This window comes from Akkermansia massiliensis (assembly GCF_018847375.1).
Lineage (GTDB): Bacteria > Verrucomicrobiota > Verrucomicrobiia > Verrucomicrobiales > Akkermansiaceae > Akkermansia > Akkermansia massiliensis.
In genome coordinates, this window is sequence record NZ_CP072036.1 from 357,685 (window position 1) to 377,359 (window position 19,675).

24 protein-coding genes are annotated in these 19,675 nt (G+C 58.5%); 7 read left to right on the top strand and 17 right to left on the bottom strand.

Annotation, left to right across the window (positions count from 1 at the left end):
• The first annotated feature begins 34 nt into the window (after positions 1–34).
• The 3 genes from J5W70_RS01540 (at position 35) to J5W70_RS01550 (ending at position 1,467) form a co-directional block, all read left to right on the top strand.
• The gene (locus tag J5W70_RS01540) at positions 35–667 is read left to right on the top strand and encodes a hypothetical protein (RefSeq protein WP_022397808.1); all 633 of its coding nucleotides are present in this window, start codon (positions 35–37) and stop codon (positions 665–667) included.
• 79 nt (positions 668–746) lie between these two features.
• Positions 747–1,010 carry a hypothetical protein gene (locus J5W70_RS01545; protein ID WP_102721852.1) on the top strand — a complete coding sequence of 88 codons (264 nt, stop codon included), beginning with the start codon at positions 747–749 and terminating at the stop codon, positions 1,008–1,010.
• 13 nt (positions 1,011–1,023) lie between these two features.
• Positions 1,024–1,467, top strand: a complete 444-nt coding sequence (locus tag J5W70_RS01550; protein WP_102721853.1) for a hypothetical protein — start codon at positions 1,024–1,026, stop codon at positions 1,465–1,467.
• Positions 1,468–1,728: 261 nt separating this feature from the next.
• Here J5W70_RS01550 and J5W70_RS01555 read toward each other — a convergent pair whose 3' ends face one another.
• Genes J5W70_RS01555 through J5W70_RS01570 form a run of 4 tightly spaced genes read right to left on the bottom strand, consistent with a single transcriptional unit; the run spans position 1,729 to position 4,403 of the window.
• Positions 1,729–2,493 (bottom strand): energy transducer TonB, encoded by a 765-nt coding sequence (locus J5W70_RS01555; protein ID WP_022397805.1) that lies wholly within the window; start codon positions 2,491–2,493, stop codon positions 1,729–1,731.
• A 19-nt stretch (positions 2,494–2,512) separates the two neighbouring features.
• Positions 2,513–2,947 (bottom strand): hypothetical protein, encoded by a 435-nt coding sequence (locus J5W70_RS01560; protein ID WP_022397804.1) that lies wholly within the window; start codon positions 2,945–2,947, stop codon positions 2,513–2,515.
• Positions 2,948–2,971: 24 nt separating this feature from the next.
• Positions 2,972–3,622, bottom strand: coding sequence for a MotA/TolQ/ExbB proton channel family protein (locus tag J5W70_RS01565; protein WP_022397803.1), 651 nt, complete (start codon positions 3,620–3,622; stop codon positions 2,972–2,974).
• Positions 3,623–3,677: 55 nt separating this feature from the next.
• Positions 3,678–4,403, bottom strand: coding sequence for a UbiA family prenyltransferase (locus tag J5W70_RS01570; RefSeq protein ID WP_022397802.1), 726 nt, complete (start codon positions 4,401–4,403; stop codon positions 3,678–3,680).
• A gap of 177 nt (positions 4,404–4,580) precedes the next feature.
• On the opposite strand from J5W70_RS01570, the gene J5W70_RS01575 reads away from it, so the two are divergent.
• The 4 genes from J5W70_RS01575 to J5W70_RS01590 all read left to right on the top strand — a co-directional run bounded on the left by J5W70_RS01575 (position 4,581) and on the right by J5W70_RS01590 (position 12,678).
• Positions 4,581–5,699: a peptidylprolyl isomerase gene (locus tag J5W70_RS01575; RefSeq protein WP_022397801.1), complete on the top strand. Its 1,119-nt coding sequence runs from the start codon at positions 4,581–4,583 to the stop codon at positions 5,697–5,699.
• 306 nt (positions 5,700–6,005) lie between these two features.
• Positions 6,006–8,969: a beta-galactosidase GalB gene (gene galB / locus J5W70_RS01580; protein WP_022397800.1), complete on the top strand. Its 2,964-nt coding sequence runs from the start codon at positions 6,006–6,008 to the stop codon at positions 8,967–8,969.
• Positions 8,970–9,123: 154 nt separating this feature from the next.
• Entirely contained in the window at positions 9,124–11,796 is a 2,673-nt protein-coding gene (locus J5W70_RS01585) for a valine--tRNA ligase (protein ID WP_022397799.1), read from the top strand.
• Positions 11,797–11,814: 18 nt separating this feature from the next.
• Entirely contained in the window at positions 11,815–12,678 is an 864-nt protein-coding gene (locus tag J5W70_RS01590; protein WP_022397798.1) for a hypothetical protein, read from the top strand.
• A gap of 633 nt (positions 12,679–13,311) precedes the next feature.
• Here J5W70_RS01590 and rplN read toward each other — a convergent pair.
• Genes rplN through rpsJ form a run of 13 tightly spaced genes read right to left on the bottom strand, consistent with a single transcriptional unit; the run spans position 13,312 to position 19,666 of the window.
• On the bottom strand, positions 13,312–13,677 hold the full coding sequence (gene rplN / locus J5W70_RS01595) for a 50S ribosomal protein L14 (RefSeq protein WP_012419350.1): 366 nt from the start codon (positions 13,675–13,677) through the stop codon (positions 13,312–13,314).
• Positions 13,678–13,714: 37 nt separating this feature from the next.
• Complete coding sequence (rpsQ, locus tag J5W70_RS01600; RefSeq protein WP_012419351.1) at positions 13,715–13,987, bottom strand: 30S ribosomal protein S17; 273 nt, start codon at positions 13,985–13,987, stop codon at positions 13,715–13,717.
• A gap of 49 nt (positions 13,988–14,036) precedes the next feature.
• The gene (rpmC, locus tag J5W70_RS01605) at positions 14,037–14,240 is read right to left on the bottom strand and encodes a 50S ribosomal protein L29 (protein ID WP_022397797.1); all 204 of its coding nucleotides are present in this window, start codon (positions 14,238–14,240) and stop codon (positions 14,037–14,039) included.
• A 14-nt stretch (positions 14,241–14,254) separates the two neighbouring features.
• Positions 14,255–14,677: a 50S ribosomal protein L16 gene (gene rplP / locus J5W70_RS01610; RefSeq protein ID WP_022397796.1), complete on the bottom strand. Its 423-nt coding sequence runs from the start codon at positions 14,675–14,677 to the stop codon at positions 14,255–14,257.
• A gap of 51 nt (positions 14,678–14,728) precedes the next feature.
• Positions 14,729–15,418 (bottom strand): 30S ribosomal protein S3, encoded by a 690-nt coding sequence (gene rpsC, locus J5W70_RS01615; protein ID WP_022397795.1) that lies wholly within the window; start codon positions 15,416–15,418, stop codon positions 14,729–14,731.
• Positions 15,419–15,457: 39 nt separating this feature from the next.
• Positions 15,458–15,796, bottom strand: coding sequence for a 50S ribosomal protein L22 (gene rplV / locus J5W70_RS01620; protein ID WP_022397794.1), 339 nt, complete (start codon positions 15,794–15,796; stop codon positions 15,458–15,460).
• A 39-nt stretch (positions 15,797–15,835) separates the two neighbouring features.
• Positions 15,836–16,546 (bottom strand): hypothetical protein, encoded by a 711-nt coding sequence (locus tag J5W70_RS01625; protein WP_022397793.1) that lies wholly within the window; start codon positions 16,544–16,546, stop codon positions 15,836–15,838.
• A gap of 20 nt (positions 16,547–16,566) precedes the next feature.
• On the bottom strand, positions 16,567–16,836 hold the full coding sequence (rpsS, locus tag J5W70_RS01630; protein ID WP_022397792.1) for a 30S ribosomal protein S19: 270 nt from the start codon (positions 16,834–16,836) through the stop codon (positions 16,567–16,569).
• A 35-nt stretch (positions 16,837–16,871) separates the two neighbouring features.
• Positions 16,872–17,708: a 50S ribosomal protein L2 gene (gene rplB, locus J5W70_RS01635; RefSeq protein WP_012419358.1), complete on the bottom strand. Its 837-nt coding sequence runs from the start codon at positions 17,706–17,708 to the stop codon at positions 16,872–16,874.
• A 27-nt stretch (positions 17,709–17,735) separates the two neighbouring features.
• Positions 17,736–18,020 (bottom strand): 50S ribosomal protein L23, encoded by a 285-nt coding sequence (gene rplW, locus J5W70_RS01640; RefSeq protein WP_022397790.1) that lies wholly within the window; start codon positions 18,018–18,020, stop codon positions 17,736–17,738.
• Between the two features lie 6 nt (positions 18,021–18,026).
• Positions 18,027–18,635 carry a 50S ribosomal protein L4 gene (gene rplD, locus J5W70_RS01645; protein WP_022397789.1) on the bottom strand — a complete coding sequence of 203 codons (609 nt, stop codon included), beginning with the start codon at positions 18,633–18,635 and terminating at the stop codon, positions 18,027–18,029.
• Positions 18,636–18,676: 41 nt separating this feature from the next.
• Positions 18,677–19,312 (bottom strand): 50S ribosomal protein L3, encoded by a 636-nt coding sequence (gene rplC, locus J5W70_RS01650; RefSeq protein ID WP_022397788.1) that lies wholly within the window; start codon positions 19,310–19,312, stop codon positions 18,677–18,679.
• A 45-nt stretch (positions 19,313–19,357) separates the two neighbouring features.
• Complete coding sequence (rpsJ, locus tag J5W70_RS01655) at positions 19,358–19,666, bottom strand: 30S ribosomal protein S10 (RefSeq protein ID WP_022397787.1); 309 nt, start codon at positions 19,664–19,666, stop codon at positions 19,358–19,360.
• Positions 19,667–19,675: the final 9 nt, after the last annotated feature.

Consider the following 19,675-nt stretch of genomic DNA (forward strand, 5'->3'; position numbering starts at 1 on the left):
TGCGCGGCAATCGGGAATATAGGGAACCGTGAGCATGTTCCGGATACAGCACATTCTCCTGATCGCCGCCGCAGGGCTCTGCTCCTGCGCCACCGAACGTACGGTGACCACCAGCCTTCAGCCCAAACAGCGCCCGGACTCGGCAAAAACGGACGCGGAGCTGATGGATGCCCTGGAGGCGAAATTCGCCGGCGGCTTCGGCCAGCAGACGGACAAGGAAGGCAACACCAAGATGGTCTCCCAGAAACGGAGCTCCTTTGAAGGACTCCGGTACAACGGCGACATGTCCCAATTTGAGAAAAAGGCCTTTGAAACCACCGCCTTTGAAAAAAAGAAATTTGACGGAGCCGCCACACAGTTTGAAACCAGGAAATGGGACGGCGTCAAATCCTTCACGGATGGAAAACTGGAAACACCGGACTTCATTGCCCGGGCCAAGGGCGTGAATACCCAGTCCTGGCAAGATGCCTCCAAACAATACGCCACGCAGCAATCCGACCTTCAGGGCCGCTCCTGGAAGGAGGCGGACAAACACCTCGGACGCACCGTCAACCGGGACATTGAAGCCAAGCGGCAGAGCTTTGAACAACCCACCATGATGAGCGCTCGCCAGGCCCAGGCCCGCACCATCCAGGAAACACGGGAAATGATGGGGCGGACGGACTAGCGCGCCAACGTTCCGGACGTGATCCCATGCCACATTTCAGGTTCGACATTGTTTTCAGCCGCCCTCTATAATCCCGCCCGTGAGTGCCAAAGACGTTCCACCTTCCATCACCCTGCCTACCAGCGACTACTATACCATTGTCAAAATGAGCAATCATGCCGTCGTGGGAGTATTCCGCCAGCATGTCTTTGCACGCCGCGGCACGCGCCGTTACGCACCCCCCATTCCGGAAGAGCACGACTCCTACTGCGTTAAAAGAACTCCGGAACGTGTCATGGTGCAAATCTTTCATGACGGCAACGAAGTTTACCGTTGCATTTTTGTGCCGCCTGCCGATTATTGACGGCAGGACAACCATGAAAGCGCCTTTTTTCAGTCTGGCCTTCTGCCTCATTACAAGTCTGATTGCAGCCTGTTCCTCCCCCTCGGGACCCAATGCGTGGACGCCGGTCACTTCCGGCCCGCCGCGTGCGCCCATCCCTCAGAACGAAGTTCTGGTCATTGATGAATACCCCATGGGGGAATATACCAACGTAGGGCACTTTAACGGTCCTGAAGGGCGCATTGTCCATGTCTCCATGGAAGACAAGGAACTGATCGACTACTTCACCAGGGAGGCTGCCGCCATGGGCGGCAACACCGTCGTCATCAGGGAACCGCGCATCCGCTACCGTTCCGGTGAAGGCAAGAGCAGCCGGGTGGACGTCATCCATGTGCGGGAGGAAATGGGAACGCACGGCGCGGAAGACCTGGGCATGGACTCGCTCCCCATTGATGAAGAATCCCTGCGGATTTATTAATCCGGCCCCACTGCCCTGCGCGATCTCCCGCCCAGGGCTTTTTTCAGCCTTTTCTATTGGCCGCGCCGCAATGCGGGCACTCCGCATGGGAATTCCCGTCCTCCACATAAAACCGGAACCCGCATATCCGGCACCGTACCTTGCGCCTCCGGTCCAGGAAAGACCGTACCCACCCCGTTGCCAGGCAAATGAACACTACGGCGCAAAAACCGCCGGACGCCAGCAAAAACAGGCGCAGCAAAAAATCGTGAAGGGTCATGCTCACGGCTCTTCCTCCTTCCATTCAATGGACATGGTGCCGCTCCGCGGCTCCCGGGACGGAACCCAGCGCAGGGAGCGGGCAAACCTCATGGCGGACTCGTCCGCTCCATTGCTGCCGGAAGACTCCAGCAGCAGCACCTGGGAGGGAACGCCCCATACGTCCACTACCACAAAAAACTCGCTTCTCAGCCCCGTATGGTCCTCGCTCCTGGAAAAACCGGACAGGGAGCCGGCTGTAACAATCCGGCCGTCCAGCCCCGGAGAACAAAAAGACAGGTAGGGAATGCACGTGCCGGAAACATCCAGGGAAGGATTCATCATGGCGCGTATATGGAAATCCGGATGCTGCCACATGCGCCACACCTGGTCCGCCACGGTGGGGACGGACACGGGGGGAAGAGGAGCCAGAGGCGTATCGGCGGAGCGCAGGGAAGGCAGAGTCACGCCCGTTTCCCCGATCGGGCCGGCTGTCACCGGATCAGCCCAGACGGGGCCCCTTACGGGCAGCGGAGTATTGCGCAGCACATACTGGTGCAGGCGCGGATTATCCGCAGGAAGCAGAACCACGGCGCCCGGCTGGTCCCCCCGGCGGCGGACTCCCGGCACCTCCACATGGACAAACACGGCGGCCACGGATGCGCAAACGCCGAACAAAAGCATCCACAGCAAAATGCGCCAGCGCAAAATGCCGGTCTCCCGCCAGTCAAACGTCAACCCCACGTGGAGGTCGAAAATCTTGGCCCGGCTCTTTTTGTTCAGCTTCATGCGGCAGAATGGAAAAAAATCAATCCGCAGGCTCCGCGGCAATATAGCACGTCATTCCCTTGGCAAGCACCATATCCACCAACTGCTGTTCCAGAGCCCGAGAAACGGCGGAATCCAGCCGCAAGGCAATCCCCACGCGTCCCCCTCCATCCCCCTCGTTCTCCCGGGAAATCCGGTCCAATTCTGCGGAAACGCCGGGAAGGCCGCCTTCAATCAGGCGGTTCCCAATGTAAAAAGCGGGCTGGTCGCCGGCCGTGACGGAAATAAACTCCACATCCCCCACAATATTCATCAGGAAACGGGAGGACGGGGCCTTCACCTCATACCCGTACGCCATTCCCACGCGGGAAGTCATGATCGTCAGCACGCAAACAAGCACGACCAAATCCAGCAGGACGACCACCTGCATGAAAAACGCCCCGGTGGGCAACGTTGAGCGCGTCTTGATCTGCATGCCTTTTTTCCTTCCCTGTTACGCTTACACTCCCCGTCCGGCCATGCTCTCTCCCTCCTCGCGCCTCTGGCGGGCGTCGCACACCAGGCACACGGCCTCCGTGCCGGCCCGTTCCAGGGAATGCACGATCTGGCGGGAGCGGGAAGCCAGGTAGGAATAAAACAAATAAGCGGGAATCGCAATGCTCAGCCCCAGGGCGGAGCTCAGCAGGGCCTGGTAAACGGCGTCCGACATGGCGAGGGTGGGGGCCTTCCCTTCCAGGAGGCCCGGCTGGGAATAAAAACCCACCAGCCCCTGAATCGTCCCCAGGACGCCTATCAGCGGACTCACCGTAGCCACCACCAGGAGGCCGCGGATATTCTTCTCAATCTGGAACACCTCCATCTGCACGGAATCCTCCGCCACGGTCCGGAGCTCTTCACGCCGCAATCCGGCATGCGCCAGCACGGAGGCAACCACACGGGCCGCCGGGCCAGGCAGAATGGAAGCCTCATGCCGGGCTTCATCCGTCTTTCCGGCATTCACCAGCTTGGAAATGCCCCTTAAAAAATCCCCGGTATTAATCTGAATCCTGTGGAAATATAAAATCCGCTCCGCAACAACCGCCAGCGCGTACACGGCCAGAATGCTTAAAACCCAGAACAACGGCCCTATCTTGATGATCAATTCATTCATAACCCACTTTCTCGCGTCAGATGATGCACACTTTCCATGTAAATTCAATCCAAACCTATGTAGCCCGGCAGCCGAGCTTCTGCAGCAGCCGCGTTCCGGCCCACAATAAAACGGCGCCGATCCACAGCAGGGAACCCAGGCACAACAGCCATACCGCATCAAACAGGCACATGCCGGAAAGCAGCAGCACCACGGCCGCCTGAACCCGGGGCCTGCCCGCTTCACGCCGGGCCACCATGGAAATCAGGCAGGTAAACGCAAACAGGCCGAAAGCATACCACAGCAGGGACGCGGGCAGCACGGGTTCCCCGGCCGCATGGGCAAACACCAGCCCGGCGGCCAGCACCCACAGCCCGCGGCACAGCCCCATCAGAAAAACGGAGCCGCTCCACAACTTGTGAAACATATTGTACAGGGAAATCACGATCAGCAGCACAGCGCCCGCGGCAAACTCCCCGCCCAGCGCCATATTCAGCACCAGGCCGGACAGCCCGGCCACCAGGGACAGCAGCCTCAGCACGGACACGCTCACCGCGCCGCACGGCACGGGACGGTCCGGATAACGGGAAGCGTCCCACCTGGCATCCACACGGTCATTCTCCCACATGCCGTACAAATAAAAGCACACCCCCATCAGCACCACGCCCGCATACAGGCCGGCAGGCGGCAGCTCCGCTCCCCGGACGGCAGCCCACGCCACGGCCGCATTGGTGAACAGCGTGGGAATATTGGCCGGACGGGAGGAACGGATCACTCCCCTCAATAAACGGCAATCATGCATCGGCGCACACTGTATAGGGAAAAACGGCATTTACCAAGCACATCCACAGTCAGCAAAAGTGTGGAGACGGCCCTCCCTACCATGCAGGGCGGTATCCATACATACCCAGAAATAGATTGTCTTTACAGGGCTGTTCCCTATCATCCGGAAACATTAAAGCTTCTTTTTCTCCCCTCCATGAATATCAGAACCCACATCCAGGCGCTTCTCATCTGTACCATGGCCTTATCTGCACAGGCGCAAAGCATCGTGGATTCCCGGGCCTCCCTTCCCCGGGCCGTTCAGCTCCACGGGGATGAAGGAAGAGAAACGGTGCGTCCGGACGAATCCAAGCGCATCTCCCCGAACGAAGCGCCGGCCTCCCGCATGCAGCCCCAGCGCATCGTCAACCGGATAGCGGCCACCGTCAACGGTCGCCCGATCACGGCCAATGAAGTCAGCGTGCGGCTCATGCCCATCGGCGCGCAACTCGCGGCCCAGTACCCCAAACAGGGTCCCGAATTCTACAAACAGCTCGCCCTGGCGAAAAAAAACATCATTGAAGACCTGGTGGAGCGCGAACTGCTCCGCAACGAATTCGAAGGCATGGGCGGCGTCATCCGCGACTCCCTCATTGACCAGGAAATCAACCGCACCATCCTGACCACCTTCAACGGTGACCGCTCCGCTTTCCTGAAAAACCTCAACCTCTCCGGCATGACCATCCGCGCCTTCCGGGAAATGACGAAAAAACAGCTCCAGGTCCAGATCATGCGCGCCTCCAAATACGACCAGGAAATACCGCCCACCCCGGAAGAAATACGGCAGGAATACGAGGCAACCAAGGAACAATACCGGGACCTGACCAAGGACAAAATCAAATTCAAGAAAATCTTCATCCCCATGCTGGGGGACGACTCCGCCTCCACGCCGGAAGTGCAGCTCAACCTGGCGGAACTCATCGCCAAGGAAATCAAATCCAAAAACGCCACCTTTGAAGACATGGCCAAGCGGTACTCCAAAGACCTCTATGCGGAAAAAGGCGGCGATTGGCCCGTCACGGAGCGCTCCACGCTCTCCCCGGAATCCGCCGCCATCATCTTTGGCGCGCAGCCCGGCGAAATCATCGGGCCGCTGGTGGACTCCACCGGCTTCACCATCGTGCTGGTGGAAAAAAAGGAACTGGCCCCTCCTCCGCCACTTTCCGCCATCAAGGAGCAGATCGACATGATGGCGCGCAACAAGCGCAGCAATGAACGCTATAAAAAATGGGTGGAACGCCTCCGGAAAAAAGCCATCGTCAAGGTGTACATCTGAGTTCCTCCCGCCTCTCCCCTTTCCCCCGTTGCCGGACCGGCCCATTCAACAAGGCCGGTCCGGCATTCTCTTTTTCATTCCCCCGGTTCCAGTCCATCCAACCGATTCATTCGTCCTCTTTCTTTGACCGGGGGCAGCTTCCTCTCAACCATATTTCCGGAAGACGCCTCCATACATAACCGGACGGCGGCTGCAAGTCATCCCGCCGGATACGTGAAGCCCTGCTGACGGAATCCGTGCAGAAACCGCATTCTGCTGAATAAAAATCTTGCAAGATTGCAGATTTCCAGTCGTAATACCACAGATATGTTCACCAACATTACACGCACGACCCTCTGCATTACTGCGTTCAGCATCGCCAGCCTCATGGCGGCGCCCCTGGACGCCACCAAAACGGAGAGCCTGGATTGGAACTGGAAATTTGCCCGTTTCGGAAAAATGCCGGATGGCAGCACACAGCCGGAACCGGGAAAAGCCATGGGATTCGCCACTGCCACCAGTGAGGAATCCGGCAATCCGGCGGACAATGCCGTGGACGGGGACAAGTCCACCCGCTGGTGTGCCGACGGCGGCAAAAGCGGGGAGAAAATCACTGTGGACATGGGACGCCCCGTGGACGTGAAAACCGTCAACATCCTGTGGGAAAAACAAAACAACCATCTTTTCAAGCTGGAAGGCTCCGGTGACGGAAAACGCTGGACGACCATTGAAGACAAAACTTCCGGACAAAACGACTCCAAGGAAGACACGGTGGAAAACAAAACCGGCAAGCCTCGCTACTTCCGCGTCACCGTCACGGGCAACAACCAGAGCAACTGGGCCAGCATCCGTGAAATCACCTTTAAAAACGACAAGGGGGAAATCATCCGCCCGCAGGCCGCCGCCGGAGCCAGCAAAGCGGACCATCCCTCCAGCCCCGGTTTCAACGACAAAAACTGGCGTTCCCTGAACCTGCCGCATGACTGGGGTGTGGAAGGGCCATACCGCATGGACCTTCCCAATGAAACAGGCAAACTCCCGTGGGACGGCATCGGCTGGTACCGCAAAACGCTGGAAGTACCGGCGGACGCCAAGGGCAACCAATTCTATCTGGATTTTGACGGCATCATGTCCCGCCCAAAAATCTATGTAAACGGAGACCTGGCCGGCGAATGGAAATACGGGTACGGCTCCTTCCGCGTGGACATCACGCCCTTCCTGAAATTCGGCCAGAAAAACACCATCGCCGTCAGGGTGGACAATCCCCCCAACTCCTCCCGCTGGTATCCGGGCGGCGGCATCCACCGCCATGTGTGGCTCACGGAATCCAACCCCGTGCACATCGAACACTGGGGCGTCTTCGTCAAAACCCCGGAAATCACTAAATCCTCCGCCAAGGTGGAAGTGGACACCACGGTGAAAAACACCACGGACAAGGCCGTCACCCCCTCCGTTACGGAAGAAATTCTGGACGGTGACAAGGTAGTGGCCACAACCACCACCAGGGGGGAAGCGATCCCCGCCGGGGAAAAAGGCAAGGTCACCAGCACGCTGACGCTTAAAAACCCCACCCTGTGGACGCTTGAGGCCCCCCATCTGTACAAGATGAAAACCACGGTCAAGCTGGGTGACAAGGTCATTGACCAGAAACTCACGAACTTTGGCGTGCGCACCATTGAATGGAAGCCCACGGGCTTCTACCTCAACGGGGAGCGCGTGCAGCTCAAGGGCGTCTGCCAGCACCATGACCTGGGGCCGCTGGGCGGAGCCGCCCATACGCGCGGCTATGAACGCCAGATTGAAATCCTGAAGGAATTCGGCGTCAACTCCATCCGTACGTCCCACAACCCTCCCGCGCCGGAAGTGCTGGACCTGTGCGACAAAATGGGCATCCTGGTCATTGACGAACTCTTCGACATGTGGCACAGCGCCAAAAAAGGGCAGGACTACCACAACTACTTTGACGAATGGCATGAACGCGACCTGGTCAACTTCTGCCACCGGGACCGCAACCATCCCAGCGTCATCGCCTGGAGCACGGGCAATGAAGTGCCGGAACAGGGCAACAAAAACCTGCATAGCGTCTCCCAGAACCTCACGGACCTCTTCCACCGGGAAGACCCCACCCGCAAGGTGACGGCCGGCTGCAATGACGCCGGGGCCGCCCGGAACGGCTTCGCGGACACGATGGACGTCTATGGCTACAACTACAAGCCCTGGGCGTACAAGGCCTTCTCCAAGGATCGCCCGGACCAGCCCTTCTACGCCAGTGAAACCTCCTCCTGCGTCAGCACGCGCGGAGAATACTTCTTCCCCGTGGACTGGAACAAGAGCAAGGGCTTCTTCCTCTACCAGGTCAGCTCCTATGACCTCTACGCCCCCGGCTGGGCCTACCGCCCGGACGTGGAATTCGCCGCCCAGGACGACAACCCCAACAGCGCGGGCGAATACGTGTGGACGGGCTTCGACTACCTGGGAGAACCCACCCCGTACAACCTGGACGCCACCAACGCCCTGAACGTGCCGGAAGGTCCGGAACGTGAAAAACTGATGGCCGAGCTCAAGAAGCTGGGCAACCGCGCTCCCTCCCGCAGTTCCTACTTCGGCATCGTGGACCTGTGCGGCTTCAAGAAAGACCGCTTCTACATCTACCAGGCCCACTGGAGGCCGGATGTCAAAATGGCCCACATCCTGCCGCACTGGAACTGGCCGGAACGCAAAGGCCAGGTAACGCCCGTGCATGTCTACACCAGCGGGGATGAAGCGGAACTCTTCCTCAACGGGAAATCCCAGGGCGTCCGCAAAAAGGGCACCGGTGAAAAAGACCGCTACCGCCTCGTGTGGGAAGACGTGAAATACACGCCCGGCACCCTCAAAGTCGTCGTCAAAAAAGACGGCAAGCCCTGGGCTACGGACACGGTAACCACCACCGGAAAACCGGCGGCGCTCACCCTCAAGCCGGACCGCAGTGAAATCAAGGGAGACGGCTATGACCTCTCCTACGTCACCGTGGCCGTCCGCGACGCGCAGGGCCGCATGGTGCCCCGCAGCAAAAACCAGCTCACCTTCAAGGTAAGCGGCCCCGCGGACATTGCCGGCATCTGCAACGGCGATCCCACGGACTTCACCACCATGGCGAACCCGGAAAACAAAAACATCATGAAAATCAAGGCCTTCAACGGTCTTGCCCAGGTCATTCTGCGTTCCCGCAAGGGTGAATCCGGAAAAGTGACGCTCCAGGTCATCTCCAACGGCCTCAAGCCGGCCCAGACGACCGTGACGGTCAAATAAATCCTGAAAAAACTCCGCTCAGGCCGCCGGTTCCCGCCAGGGAGCCGGCGGCTTTTTCATACTGCTGCCCCTGGGGCGGAAAGAGCCGGTTTTTCCACCCATCCCAGGGCAGGTAGGGATTGAAAGAAAAAAACTTTATGGTACCCTTTTGCCCATGTCTGATCTGCCCAAAGCATATGATCCGTCCCTAGTGGAAGAAAAATGGCAATCCCGCTGGATTGAAGAAGGTTGTTTCAAGGCTGACCCGGCTTCTGAAAAGCCTGCCTACTCCGTCGTCATTCCTCCCCCCAACGTCACGGGAGTGCTCCACCTGGGCCATGTGCTGAACAACACCATCCAGGACATCCTGGTGCGCCGCGCGCGCCAGAAAGGATATGAAGCCCTGTGGCTGCCGGGCACGGACCACGCCGGAATCGCCACTCAGGTACGGGTGGAAAAGGACCTCAAGCAGACGACGGGAAAGAGCCGCCATGACCTGGGCCGTGAAGCCTTCCTGGAAAAAGTCTGGGAATGGAAGGAAAAACACGGCGGCATCATCATCAACCAGCTCCACAAGCTGGGCTGCTCCTGTGACTGGGACCGCGAACGCTTCACGATGGATGAGGAATACACCAAAGCCGTCGGGCAGGTATTCATTGACCTCTTCCGGGAAGGCCTCATCTACCGCGGCCGCCGCATGGTCAACTGGTGCCCCGTTTCCCTCACCGCCCTCTCCGATGAGGAAGTCATCATGACGGAGCAAAAAAGCAAGCTTTACACCGTCCTCTACAAGCTGGAAGACGGCTCCGGAGCCCTTCACGTAGCCACCACCCGTCCGGAAACCATCATGGCGGACGTGGCCGTGGCCGTCAACCCGAAGGACCCGCGGTACGCCCACCTCATCGGCAAAAACGTCATGCGCCCGCTCAACGCCGCCCCCATTCCCATCATCGGGGATGAATACGTGGAAATAGAATTCGGCACGGGCGCTCTGAAAATCACCCCGGCCCATGACAAGGCCGACTTTGAAATAGGCCGGAAATTCAATCTGGAAATCATAGACATCCTCACCCCCGACGGCCATATCAACTGCACGGAAGTGCCGGAACTGCACGGCATGGACCGCTTTGACGCGCGCCGGAAATCCGTGGAAATGCTGGAAGCCGCGGGCCTCATGGTCAAAATTGAAGACTATGACAACAAGGTGGGCTTCTCCGAACGCGCCAACGTCCCGATCGAACCGCGCCTCTCCATGCAATGGTTCCTCAAATACCCGTGCGTGAAGGAGGCGGCGGACGCCGTGGCCGGCGGGGACATCACCTTCCGCCCCGCGCGCTGGGCGAAAACCTATGCCCACTGGCTGGAAAACATCCAGGACTGGTGCATCTCCCGCCAGCTCTGGTGGGGGCACCGCATCCCCGTCTGGTACCGGAAGGACAAGGCGGAAGAACTCAGGAACGCCCCTGCTCTGGACGCCTCCGCCCTGGAGCAAGGCTTCCTCTACGTGGGAACCGAGCCGCCCGCGGATCCGGAAAACTGGACTCAGGACAGCGACGTGATGGACACATGGTTCTCCTCCTGGCTGTGGCCCTTCTCCACCATGGATGACGAAACCCGCGCCAAATTCTACCCCACCACGGACCTCGTCACGGGACCGGACATCATCTTCTTCTGGGTGGCCCGCATGATCATGGCCGGCTACCGCTTCCAGCATGACAAGCCGTTCAGCAACGTCTTCTTCACGTCCATCATCCGCGACAAAATAGGACGTAAAATGAGCAAATCCCTGGGCAACTCCCCGGACCCGCTGGACCTGATCGCCAACTACGGCGCGGACGGCCTCCGCTTCGGCCTCATGCGCATCGCCCCCACGGGCACGGACGTGCGCTTTGACGAAAACCAGATCGGCGAGGGCAGGAACTTTGCCAACAAACTTTACAACGCCACCCGCTTCCGCCTGATGCAGGGCGCGGCGGAGGAAGACGCTGCGCCGCACTACTCCCCCGTGCACATCTCCATCATCTCCAAGCTCAAGCAGCTCCATGCAGATGTGGAAAAAGCGCTGGCGGACTACGAATTCAACGCCCTCATCCAGAACCTGTACCAATTCTTCTGGAACGAATACTGCGACCGCTTCCTGGAAGCCGTCAAGGGAGATTTGAGGGACGGAGCGGACCCTGCGGCACGGGCGGCCACGCTAACCACCATGGACACGGTGCTCAGGCACTACCTGGCCCTGCTGCATCCGGTCATGCCGCACATCACGGAGGAACTCTGGGCTTCCCTGGGCTTTGCGGACGCCAACGGCGGCCTTCCGCTCATGCGCACCCCGCTCCCCTCCGCGGACGGTCTTCTGGCAGGGCTGGACGAAACCCGCATCACGCTGGCGAACACCCAGGCTGCGGCTCTCTATGAAACGGCCAACAAGGCCCGGAACCTGAAGGCGGAATACGACCTCTCCAACAACAAAAACGTCAGCTTCATCCTGAAAACCACCCATGACGTCCCGCTGGACATCCTCTTCCGGCTGTCCATTCTGGCAAACGCCAAATCCGTCACCCGGGACGCTGCCTACTCCGCCCCCAAGGGAACGCCTGCGGCCCTCACGCCGCTGGGAGAGCTCTTCCTTCCCCTGGAAGGACTCATTGACGTGGAAGCGGAAAAGGAACGACTGGGCAAGGAGCTGGACAAAATTGCCAGGGAAATCGCCAAATCCTCCTCCAAGCTGGGCAATGCGGGCTTTGTAGAAAGAGCCCCGGCGGAAGTCGTGGACCAGGAAAAAGCCCGTCTGGCGGATTGGGAGGCAAAACAGGCCCAACTGAAAGGGATGCTTGATTCCCTTTCCTAATCATCTATTCTTCCGGGAATGAATGACCTTCAACAGTACTTTGCCGGTCGTGAGCAATTCATTGAATTGCTGGAAGCGGTGGGCATACGTACTCTTGAACAATTCGCTTCCGCGGACCCTTTCACCGTTTTGCCTGAACTCCATCAGGCAAAACGGATGCTGAAACTGCGCACGGAAATACCTCCGGCTCCCGTTTTCAGGGAATGGGTGAACCAGGCGCTTGCAATGCCCACAGCGCCGGAACCGGCTGCACTGCACGCTTCCACGGACGGAAGCCTCCCGCTTGCCACTCCCGTGGTGGAACTGGCTCCGGCGGTGAAGACAACTCCGCGGACATCCGGACCCGGCAGGGAAAAACGGCCACGCCCTCGTGCCGACGGCCCTGCGAAACATCTCTCCACCAAGGCAAGGCGCCAGGAAGAACAAAGCTACCAGCCCGCCAAGCGCGTCCATGTCCGGCAAGAGCCAAAAACCTACCTGCGCAAAAAGGGCGTCAAGCACATGACTCCTTTCCGGACATGGCTGGGAGCCGCCTCCGTCCTCCTCCTCTTCGTCTGCACCCTCTTTTCCATCGCAATCATCACCCTCGTGCTTCTCAACGGGGAACGAGGCTGGTTAATCATCAGCCTATGCTTCGGCCCCTGGTTTCTGGCGCTGATCCTGTATCTTTCCCTGGCGTTGCCCCGGAAATGTAGCGTATGCCGCGCCCACGTCTTCTCCTTTAAAAAATACACCCGCAACAAGGCGGCCCATCGCATCCCCCTCTTCGGCTACGTATTTGCCACGGCTCTGCATATATTCCTCTTCCACTGGTTCCGGTGCCCGGCCTGCGGTTCCTCCCAGCAGTTGGAAAAAACCCGCGCGGAACAGCACAAACACTAGCGTGCGCGTGGCCCCCTCCGCCTTGGCCTCCCCGGGATCTCCCGGCCTTTCTCCTGCGCGTAACGCTCGGAAAAAGGCTCCTTTCCTGTCCGGCGGCAGCAAGAACAGCAATCCCGAACAACGCGTTTCCCGCTCTTTGCCCTATCCCTGGGCCCCAAATCCGGATTCAGACGGGACAAACAGCCTTCCCTCTCCGAATTCTCTGAAATGGCCTTCTATCAGCGGTTCCCGCATCTTCCGCCGTCATCCCCTGCCCGGAAGCGGAACGGGCGCATCTCAAGTCTCTTGGCTCCCGGCACGCCCCAAGACATTCTCTCAGACAGACCGCCTGAGGCCCTTGCCTCCCTTCCGCCTGAAAAACCCGTATCGACATCTTCATGCCGTGCGATGTAAAAACACGTTCCCAACTCGGAAACACGGGAATCCATCGGGACGTTTCAAAAACAGGAAAAAACCTGCCCCATAAACTATTCCGGACTCTCTTCCCAGACGCCCGGCAAACTCGTAGTTCCGGTGACTTTATTGTTTCTCATGAAAAACGCCTCAAACACACATTCACCGGAAAAATACGGGCAACAAAAAAACGCCGTCCTCTCTTCAGAGAACGGCGTTCAAAATCCTGAGGTGTCTCGGTTAGAGCACTTCCGGAGCAAGGGAAACAATCTTCATGAACTTCTTTTCACGGAGTTCACGGGCGACCGGCCCGAAAATACGGGTGCCGCGCGGGTTGTTGTCCTTGTCGATAATGACGACGGCGTTACCGTCAAAGCGGAGCACGGAGCCGTCATCACGGCGGATCGGGGCGGCGGTGCGCACCACCACGGCCTTCACCACAGTACCCTTCTTCACGGAAGCGGTGGGAATGGACTCGCGGATGTGGCAGGTAATAATGTCGCCAATGTGGGCCTGACGGGTGCGCTTGCCGATGACGCCAATCATCTTGGCGGAGCGGGCGCCGGTGTTGTCGGCCACCTGGACTAGGGATTCCATCTGGATCATGGTATCAAATCTCCTTTATTTAATGGTTGATTCCTGATTAGTGGGTAAGCACTTCCACCAGTTCCCAGCACTTGAGCTTGGAAAGCGGGCGGGTTTCAACGATACGTACCTTATCGCCTACCTTGGCCGTGGAATTTTCGTCATGGGCATAGAACTTCTTGCTCTTCTTGACGATCTTCTTGAACTTGGGGTGCGGAACGCGGGCAACGTATTCCACGACGATGGTCTTGTCCATCTTGGTGGAGGTCACCACGCCGACGCGCGTCTTGCGAAGGCCGGGCTTCTTGGTTGTTTCGGTTTGTTCGGACATTGGATTCTAAAAGTGTTAGAATGTTCTGTTGTTACCGGAAATCCTCAGCTTACGCTTCCCCGGTTTCACCCTTAATGGTAAGGGCACGGGCAAGGTCCTTGCGGACAGTGCGGATTCTCTGGTTGTTTTCCAGCTGGCCGGTGGCCTGCTGAAGACGGAGATTGAAGAGTTCTTCACGAAGGCTGCGCACCAGAGCGGAAAGCTCCTTGGCGGACATAGCACGAAGTTCTTTGGGGGAATTCTTATCGGACATGGTGATGAGTAGCTTTAGTGTTGAACGCCTTGACGATAGACGAAGCGGGTCGGCACGCCCAGCTTGTTGGAAGCCAGACGAAGGGCTTCACGGGCCTGGGATTCGGTCACGCCGCCTACTTCAAACAGAATGTTGCCGGGACGGACAACGGCCACCCAGCCTTCCACGGCGCCCTTGCCCTTACCCATACGAGTATCCGGGGGACGGGACGTAAAGGACTTCTGCGGGAAAATGCGGATGAACACCTTACCTTTACGTTTCAGGTAACGGTTGATCGCAATACGGCAGGCTTCAATCTGGTTGTTGGTGATCCAACCGCGGTCGAGCACCTGAAGGCCGAAGTCACCAAAGGCAACATAGGTACCGCTGGTGGCATTGCCGGAACGGCTGCCGCGGTGCATCTTGCGGTGCTTCACTCTTTTGGGCATTAAAGGCATATCTTATTCCTCCTTGTGTTAAGTGTGATGAACAATGTGATGGCGGCTTTCTTAGGCACGCGGACGACGGGGACCGCGGGGGCCGGACGGGCGTGAGGTCTGCTGGGAGACGACTTCATCGCGCTTGTTGACCCAGCACTTCACGCCGATGATGCCGTACAGGGTGCGGGCTTCGGCGAAACCGTAGTCAATCGGGGTGCGGAGCGTCTGCAACGGCACTTTGCCTTCGCGGTACCATTCGGCACGGGCGATATCGGCGCCGCCGAGACGGCCAGCGCAGCGGATGCGGATGCCGTCGGCGCCACGTTCCATGGCTACCTGCACGGCGCGCTTCATGGCGCGGCGGAAGGAAACGCGGCGTTCCAGCTGGACGGCCACGTTTTCAGCGATGAGCTGGGCGTCTGTTTCAGGGGAACGGATTTCCACGATGTCAATGTTGACCTGGGTGGAAGCGCCGCACAGGCCCTGGAGGTACTGGCGGATCTTTTCAATTTCTTCACCCTTGCGGCCGATGACAAGACCAGGACGGGCGGTGTGGACGGTAATGCGGACGCTGTTCCAGGCGCGTTCAATCACGATGCTGGAGACGGCGGCGGACATCAACTGTTCCTTGATGTACTTGCGCATCACCAAGTCTTCATGCAGCTTGGTGGCGTAATCCTGGCCCGTGGCGTACCACTTGGAACGCCAGTCCTTGTTGACGGCGAGGCGGAACCCGATTGGATTTACTTTCTGACCCATGATATTAGTTCAGCTATATGTGTGTTAGATTGGAATGACTTAGCCTTCTTGATCGGCCAGTACGACGGTGATATGGGATGTGCGCTTGCGGATCATGTTGGCGGATCCACGGGCGCGGGGCATCGTGCGGCGCATCGTGGGGCCTTCATCGACCATGACGGACTTGACCACCAGCGTGTCAACGGACAGTTCCGCATTATTCTCGGCGTTGGCCAAGGCGGACTTGAGCGTCTTATTCAGCAGGTAGGCACCCTTCTTGGGGGTGTAGGACAGGATGTCGGTCGCCTGGGAGACGGACAAGCCTTGAATTTCTTGAGCAATATCGCGCATCTTCTTGGCAGAGATGCGGGCGTATTTGTAAACAGCTTTCACTTCCATGGGTTTTTCCTCGTAGTGCAGGTTATTGATGAAGATGATTTAGTCGTTGGTTTTTACTGAGGCAGAATCTCCGACGCGCACCGGCTCGGCGGGCGCCGCAAGTTTCTGAACAAGCGCGCCACATACTTCCTTGCGGACGTCCGTGACTACGGCTTCTCCGATGGTTTGCGCTCCCCGGGTCACCTGTACGGGCATCCCGACTTGCATCCCTGCCGTTCTGCCGGCGTTCAGCACCACTACTCCGGATTCGGAGTCAATGCTGAGCACCTTGGCTTCCGCCAGGGTTCCCGCGCCATCTCGCACGGGCTGTTGCCTGTATCCCAGAACGGACTCCAGCAGGCGCAGGGAGCTTTCCACTGCCGTCCTTGCATTTGCGTCCTCGGATATGGCTTGTTTCATGTAGGCGAGGATGGCTCCGGAGAGCTTGACGGACGCCTGCTCCAGCCGCTGAATGCGGTCATTGGAGGCTTCGATGTCTGCCACCGCCTGAATCAGGCGTTCCTCACTATTACCTAGCGCTGCGCCTCCCAAAGCTTCCAGCCGGGTACGGATGTCCACCAGCTGGGCGGCCGCCTTGTCGGCGTCGCTGCGGGCCTGGACATAGGATGCCTTGAGGGCCGCATTCTGCTTTTCGAGACGCTCGATTCTGCGCGTCAGTGCCGCCGTATCCTCTTCCGCTCCCTGCAGTATCCCGCCCAGCCCTACAAGGGTGGTAAGGGAATAGGCAAGGATGGAAGAAGAGTTCGACATGTTGATTGTTAACTTACTGATTACTTCTTACCGATACCGCCGTGCTGTTTGAAGACACGAGTCGGGGCAAATTCACCAAGCTTGTGGCCTACCATGTTTTCCGTGACGTACACCGTGGCAAAGTTCTTGCCGGCGTGCACCAGGAAGGTCAGACCGACGAAGTCAGGCGTAATCATGGATGCGCGGCTCCAGGTCTTGATCGGCTTGCGGTCACCGGTTTCAAGCTGAGCGTCGATCTTGGCGAGAAGCTTTTGACTGACAAAAGGGCCTTTTTTGAGAGAACGTCCCATGTTATATGATCCTAGTTAAAGTTATTGTGTATTGGTTACTTGGCGTTGCGGCGCTGTACGATGACGGAGTCGCTGGGCTTGCGGAGACGGCGGGTCTTCTGGCCCTTGACGTGGCCCCACGGAGACTTGAGGTGCTGACGACCGCCGCCGGACTTGGACTTGCCTTCACCACCACCGTTCGGGTGGTCGACGGGGTTCATCGTCATACCGCGCACGGTGGGACGAACGCCCATCCAGCGGGTGCGGCCGGCCTTGCCGGACATTTCGTTCATGTGCTGGGTATTGCCAACCTGACCGATGGTGCAGTAGCAATCCTCATTGAAACGGCGGATTTCGCCGGAGGGCATCTTGATCAGCGCATAACCTGCTTCACGGTTGGAAACAATGGCCTGCTGGCCGGCTGCACGGGCAACCTTGCCGCCGGAACCCGGACGGATTTCAATGTTGTGAACGGAGGTACCCAGGGGAACGTTCTTCAGGGGCATCGCATTGCCGACCTTGGGAGCAACCTTCTGGCCGCTTTCCACCTTCATGCCCACCTGGAGGCCCGTAGGAGCCAGGATGTAGGACTTTTCACCGTCCTTGTATTCGATCAGGGCGATGCGGCAGGTGCGGTTGGGATCGTATTCGATGGTAAGCACGGTGGCGGGCACGTCAAACTTGTTGCGCTTGAAGTCCACCAGGCGATACTTGCGCTTGTGGCCACCGCCGATGTGGCGGGTGGTGATGCGGCCGTTGTTATTGCGGCCACCGGATTTCTTGAGGGGTCTGCAGAGACTCTTTTCCGGGGTAGAGGTGGTGATTTCGTCAAAGGACGGCCACACCTTGTAGCGGTTAGAGGGAGTAACTGGCTTGAATGACTTGAGGGACATGATAGCTTTCCTTCCTAGTAGGGGGCTTTAAACGAGGTCAAGGGTTTCACCGTTGGCAAGCTTGATGTAAGCTTTTTTCCAATGAGCGGTGCGACCTGCATCAGCACGGCGCTGACGCTTGAGCTTGCCGTCATAGTTGGCGGTGCGCACGGAAGCGACCTTCTTGCCGAAAGCGACTTCGACAGCCTTTTTGATTTCGATTTTGTTGGCGTCGCGGTCAACTTCAAGGACCAGCTCGCCAGTGGTTTCCTGGAGCATGGTGGCCTTTTCGCTGATGCGCACCTTCTTGATGACTTGGTAAATGTCTTTCATGGCTTCTTAAGCAGTACGGCTGGCGAGGGTTTCTAAAGCGTTGTCAACGAGGATCACTGCATCAGCGTTCATGAGCTGTTCAATGTTCACTTCTGCGGCGGTCATCAGGAGAACTTCCTGAACGTTGCGGCCGGCAAGATAGGTGGAATCGTCAAAGGAAGCGGCTACGATGAGCACCTTCCTGGCGTCCGTCAGATCCTTGACGGCCTTGATGAAGGACTTGGTCTTGCCGTCGGCCACGGAGAATTCGGCAACGGTGCTGACCTTGGAAGCGGCGATCAGATCGCCCAGCACGCGGCGCAGGGCCAGGCGGCGGGTGCTCTTGTTCACCTTCTTGGTGTAGTCGCAGGGGCGGGGACCGAAGACCACGCCGCCGCCCACAAAGATGGGAGCGCGCTTGTCGCCGTGACGGGCATTACCGGTGCCCTTCTGGCGGAAGATCTTCTTGTTGTTGCCGCTGACTTCAGCGCGGGTCTTGGAGTTGGCGGAACCGGTGCGGCGGTTCGCCTGGTAGGCCACGATGAGGTCATGCACGGCCTGGGAGCCCTTGTCACTGCCTACAAGCTGGATGTTGGCGGCAGCGGCGGCTTCTAATGTAAAGGTATTTGCGGACATAGATAGGTTTTCCTATAATCAATGTGAGGTTAACTAAAGCCTTACTTCTTCTTGGCGGGGCGGATCACGAGGTAGGAACCGCGTGCACCGGGAACGGCGCCGGAGATAAGAATGACGTTGTCTTCCGGACGTACGGCCACAACCTTCAGGTTCTGTACCGTGCGCTTGGCATTGCCCATCTGTCCGGGCATCTTCTGGTTCTTCCAGACGCGGCCGGGGGTGGAACAGCCACCCACACCACCGGTACGGCGGTGCATCATGGAACCGTGGGCGGCGGGAGAGCCGTGGAAGTTGTGGCGGCGCATCGCGCCCTGGAAGCCCTTCCCCTTGGAAGTGCCGATCACGTCAACCCACTGGCCGGCGGAAAAGAGGTCCACGCCGGGATCTTCAGCACCTTCAGCAGGCAGTTCGGAAGCTTCCACGCGGAATTCCTTGAGGAGCTTGGTGGGCTGGATGCCCAGTTTCTTGAAGTGGCCGGCCTGAGGCTTGGCCACGCGGCTTTCCTTCTGCGCATCAAAGGCAACCTGAATGGCGTTGTAGCCATCCTTGTCTTCCGTTTTGATCTGGGCGAAGGTGTTGCCCTTTACGTCAATGACGGTCACGGGCACCATAGCGCCGGATTCCTGGTCAAACAGACGGGTCATGCCGACCTTTTTTCCGATAAGTCCTAGAGCCATTGTAGTGTGTCTTTCTGTTTTTTAATTACTTATCCGGGTACCAAACTAGATGCGGATCGTGATGTCCACACCGGCCGGGAGATTGAGCTTCTTGAGCTCATCAATCGTGCGGGCGGTCGGGTCGACGATGTCGAGCAGGCGCTTGTGGGTGCGGATTTCAAATTGTTCAGCCGACTTCTTGTTGACGTGAACGGAACGGTTCACGGAGAATTTTTCAATGCGGGTCGGCAACGGGATCGGGCCGTGAACTTTGGCTCCGGTGCGCTTGGCGGTTTCAACGATCTCCTGGGAGGAGCGGTCGATGGCGCGGGAGTCAAATGCGCGGAGTCGAATGCGGATTTTTGGACTTTGCATGGACGTGCG

Bases quoted from the DNA above. Each gene is read 5' to 3' on its own strand.
- J5W70_RS01570 (WP_022397802.1), bottom strand. From the start codon at position 4,403: ATGCATGATTGCCGTTTATTGAGGGGAGTGATCCGTTCCTCCCGTCCG.
- J5W70_RS01590 (WP_022397798.1), top strand. From the start codon at position 11,815: ATGAATGACCTTCAACAGTACTTTGCCGGTCGTGAGCAATTCATTGAA.
- J5W70_RS01540 (WP_022397808.1), top strand. From the start codon at position 35: ATGTTCCGGATACAGCACATTCTCCTGATCGCCGCCGCAGGGCTCTGC.
- rpsC (WP_022397795.1), bottom strand. From the start codon at position 15,418: ATGGGTCAGAAAGTAAATCCAATCGGGTTCCGCCTCGCCGTCAACAAG.
- rplV (WP_022397794.1), bottom strand. From the start codon at position 15,796: ATGGAAGTGAAAGCTGTTTACAAATACGCCCGCATCTCTGCCAAGAAG.
- J5W70_RS01625 (WP_022397793.1), bottom strand. From the start codon at position 16,546: ATGTCGAACTCTTCTTCCATCCTTGCCTATTCCCTTACCACCCTTGTA.
- rpsS (WP_022397792.1), bottom strand. From the start codon at position 16,836: ATGGGACGTTCTCTCAAAAAAGGCCCTTTTGTCAGTCAAAAGCTTCTC.
- J5W70_RS01560 (WP_022397804.1), bottom strand. From the start codon at position 2,947: ATGCAGATCAAGACGCGCTCAACGTTGCCCACCGGGGCGTTTTTCATG.
- J5W70_RS01575 (WP_022397801.1), top strand. From the start codon at position 4,581: ATGAATATCAGAACCCACATCCAGGCGCTTCTCATCTGTACCATGGCC.
- J5W70_RS01550 (WP_102721853.1), top strand. From the start codon at position 1,024: ATGAAAGCGCCTTTTTTCAGTCTGGCCTTCTGCCTCATTACAAGTCTG.
- J5W70_RS01585 (WP_022397799.1), top strand. From the start codon at position 9,124: ATGTCTGATCTGCCCAAAGCATATGATCCGTCCCTAGTGGAAGAAAAA.
- rplW (WP_022397790.1), bottom strand. From the start codon at position 18,020: ATGAAAGACATTTACCAAGTCATCAAGAAGGTGCGCATCAGCGAAAAG.
- galB (WP_022397800.1), top strand. From the start codon at position 6,006: ATGTTCACCAACATTACACGCACGACCCTCTGCATTACTGCGTTCAGC.
- J5W70_RS01565 (WP_022397803.1), bottom strand. From the start codon at position 3,622: ATGAATGAATTGATCATCAAGATAGGGCCGTTGTTCTGGGTTTTAAGC.
- rpmC (WP_022397797.1), bottom strand. From the start codon at position 14,240: ATGTCCGATAAGAATTCCCCCAAAGAACTTCGTGCTATGTCCGCCAAG.
- rpsQ (WP_012419351.1), bottom strand. From the start codon at position 13,987: ATGTCCGAACAAACCGAAACAACCAAGAAGCCCGGCCTTCGCAAGACG.
- rplD (WP_022397789.1), bottom strand. From the start codon at position 18,635: ATGTCCGCAAATACCTTTACATTAGAAGCCGCCGCTGCCGCCAACATC.
- rpsJ (WP_022397787.1), bottom strand. From the start codon at position 19,666: ATGCAAAGTCCAAAAATCCGCATTCGACTCCGCGCATTTGACTCCCGC.
- rplN (WP_012419350.1), bottom strand. From the start codon at position 13,677: ATGATCCAGATGGAATCCCTAGTCCAGGTGGCCGACAACACCGGCGCC.
- rplB (WP_012419358.1), bottom strand. From the start codon at position 17,708: ATGTCCCTCAAGTCATTCAAGCCAGTTACTCCCTCTAACCGCTACAAG.
- J5W70_RS01555 (WP_022397805.1), bottom strand. From the start codon at position 2,493: ATGAAGCTGAACAAAAAGAGCCGGGCCAAGATTTTCGACCTCCACGTG.
- rplC (WP_022397788.1), bottom strand. From the start codon at position 19,312: ATGGCTCTAGGACTTATCGGAAAAAAGGTCGGCATGACCCGTCTGTTT.
- rplP (WP_022397796.1), bottom strand. From the start codon at position 14,677: ATGCCTTTAATGCCCAAAAGAGTGAAGCACCGCAAGATGCACCGCGGC.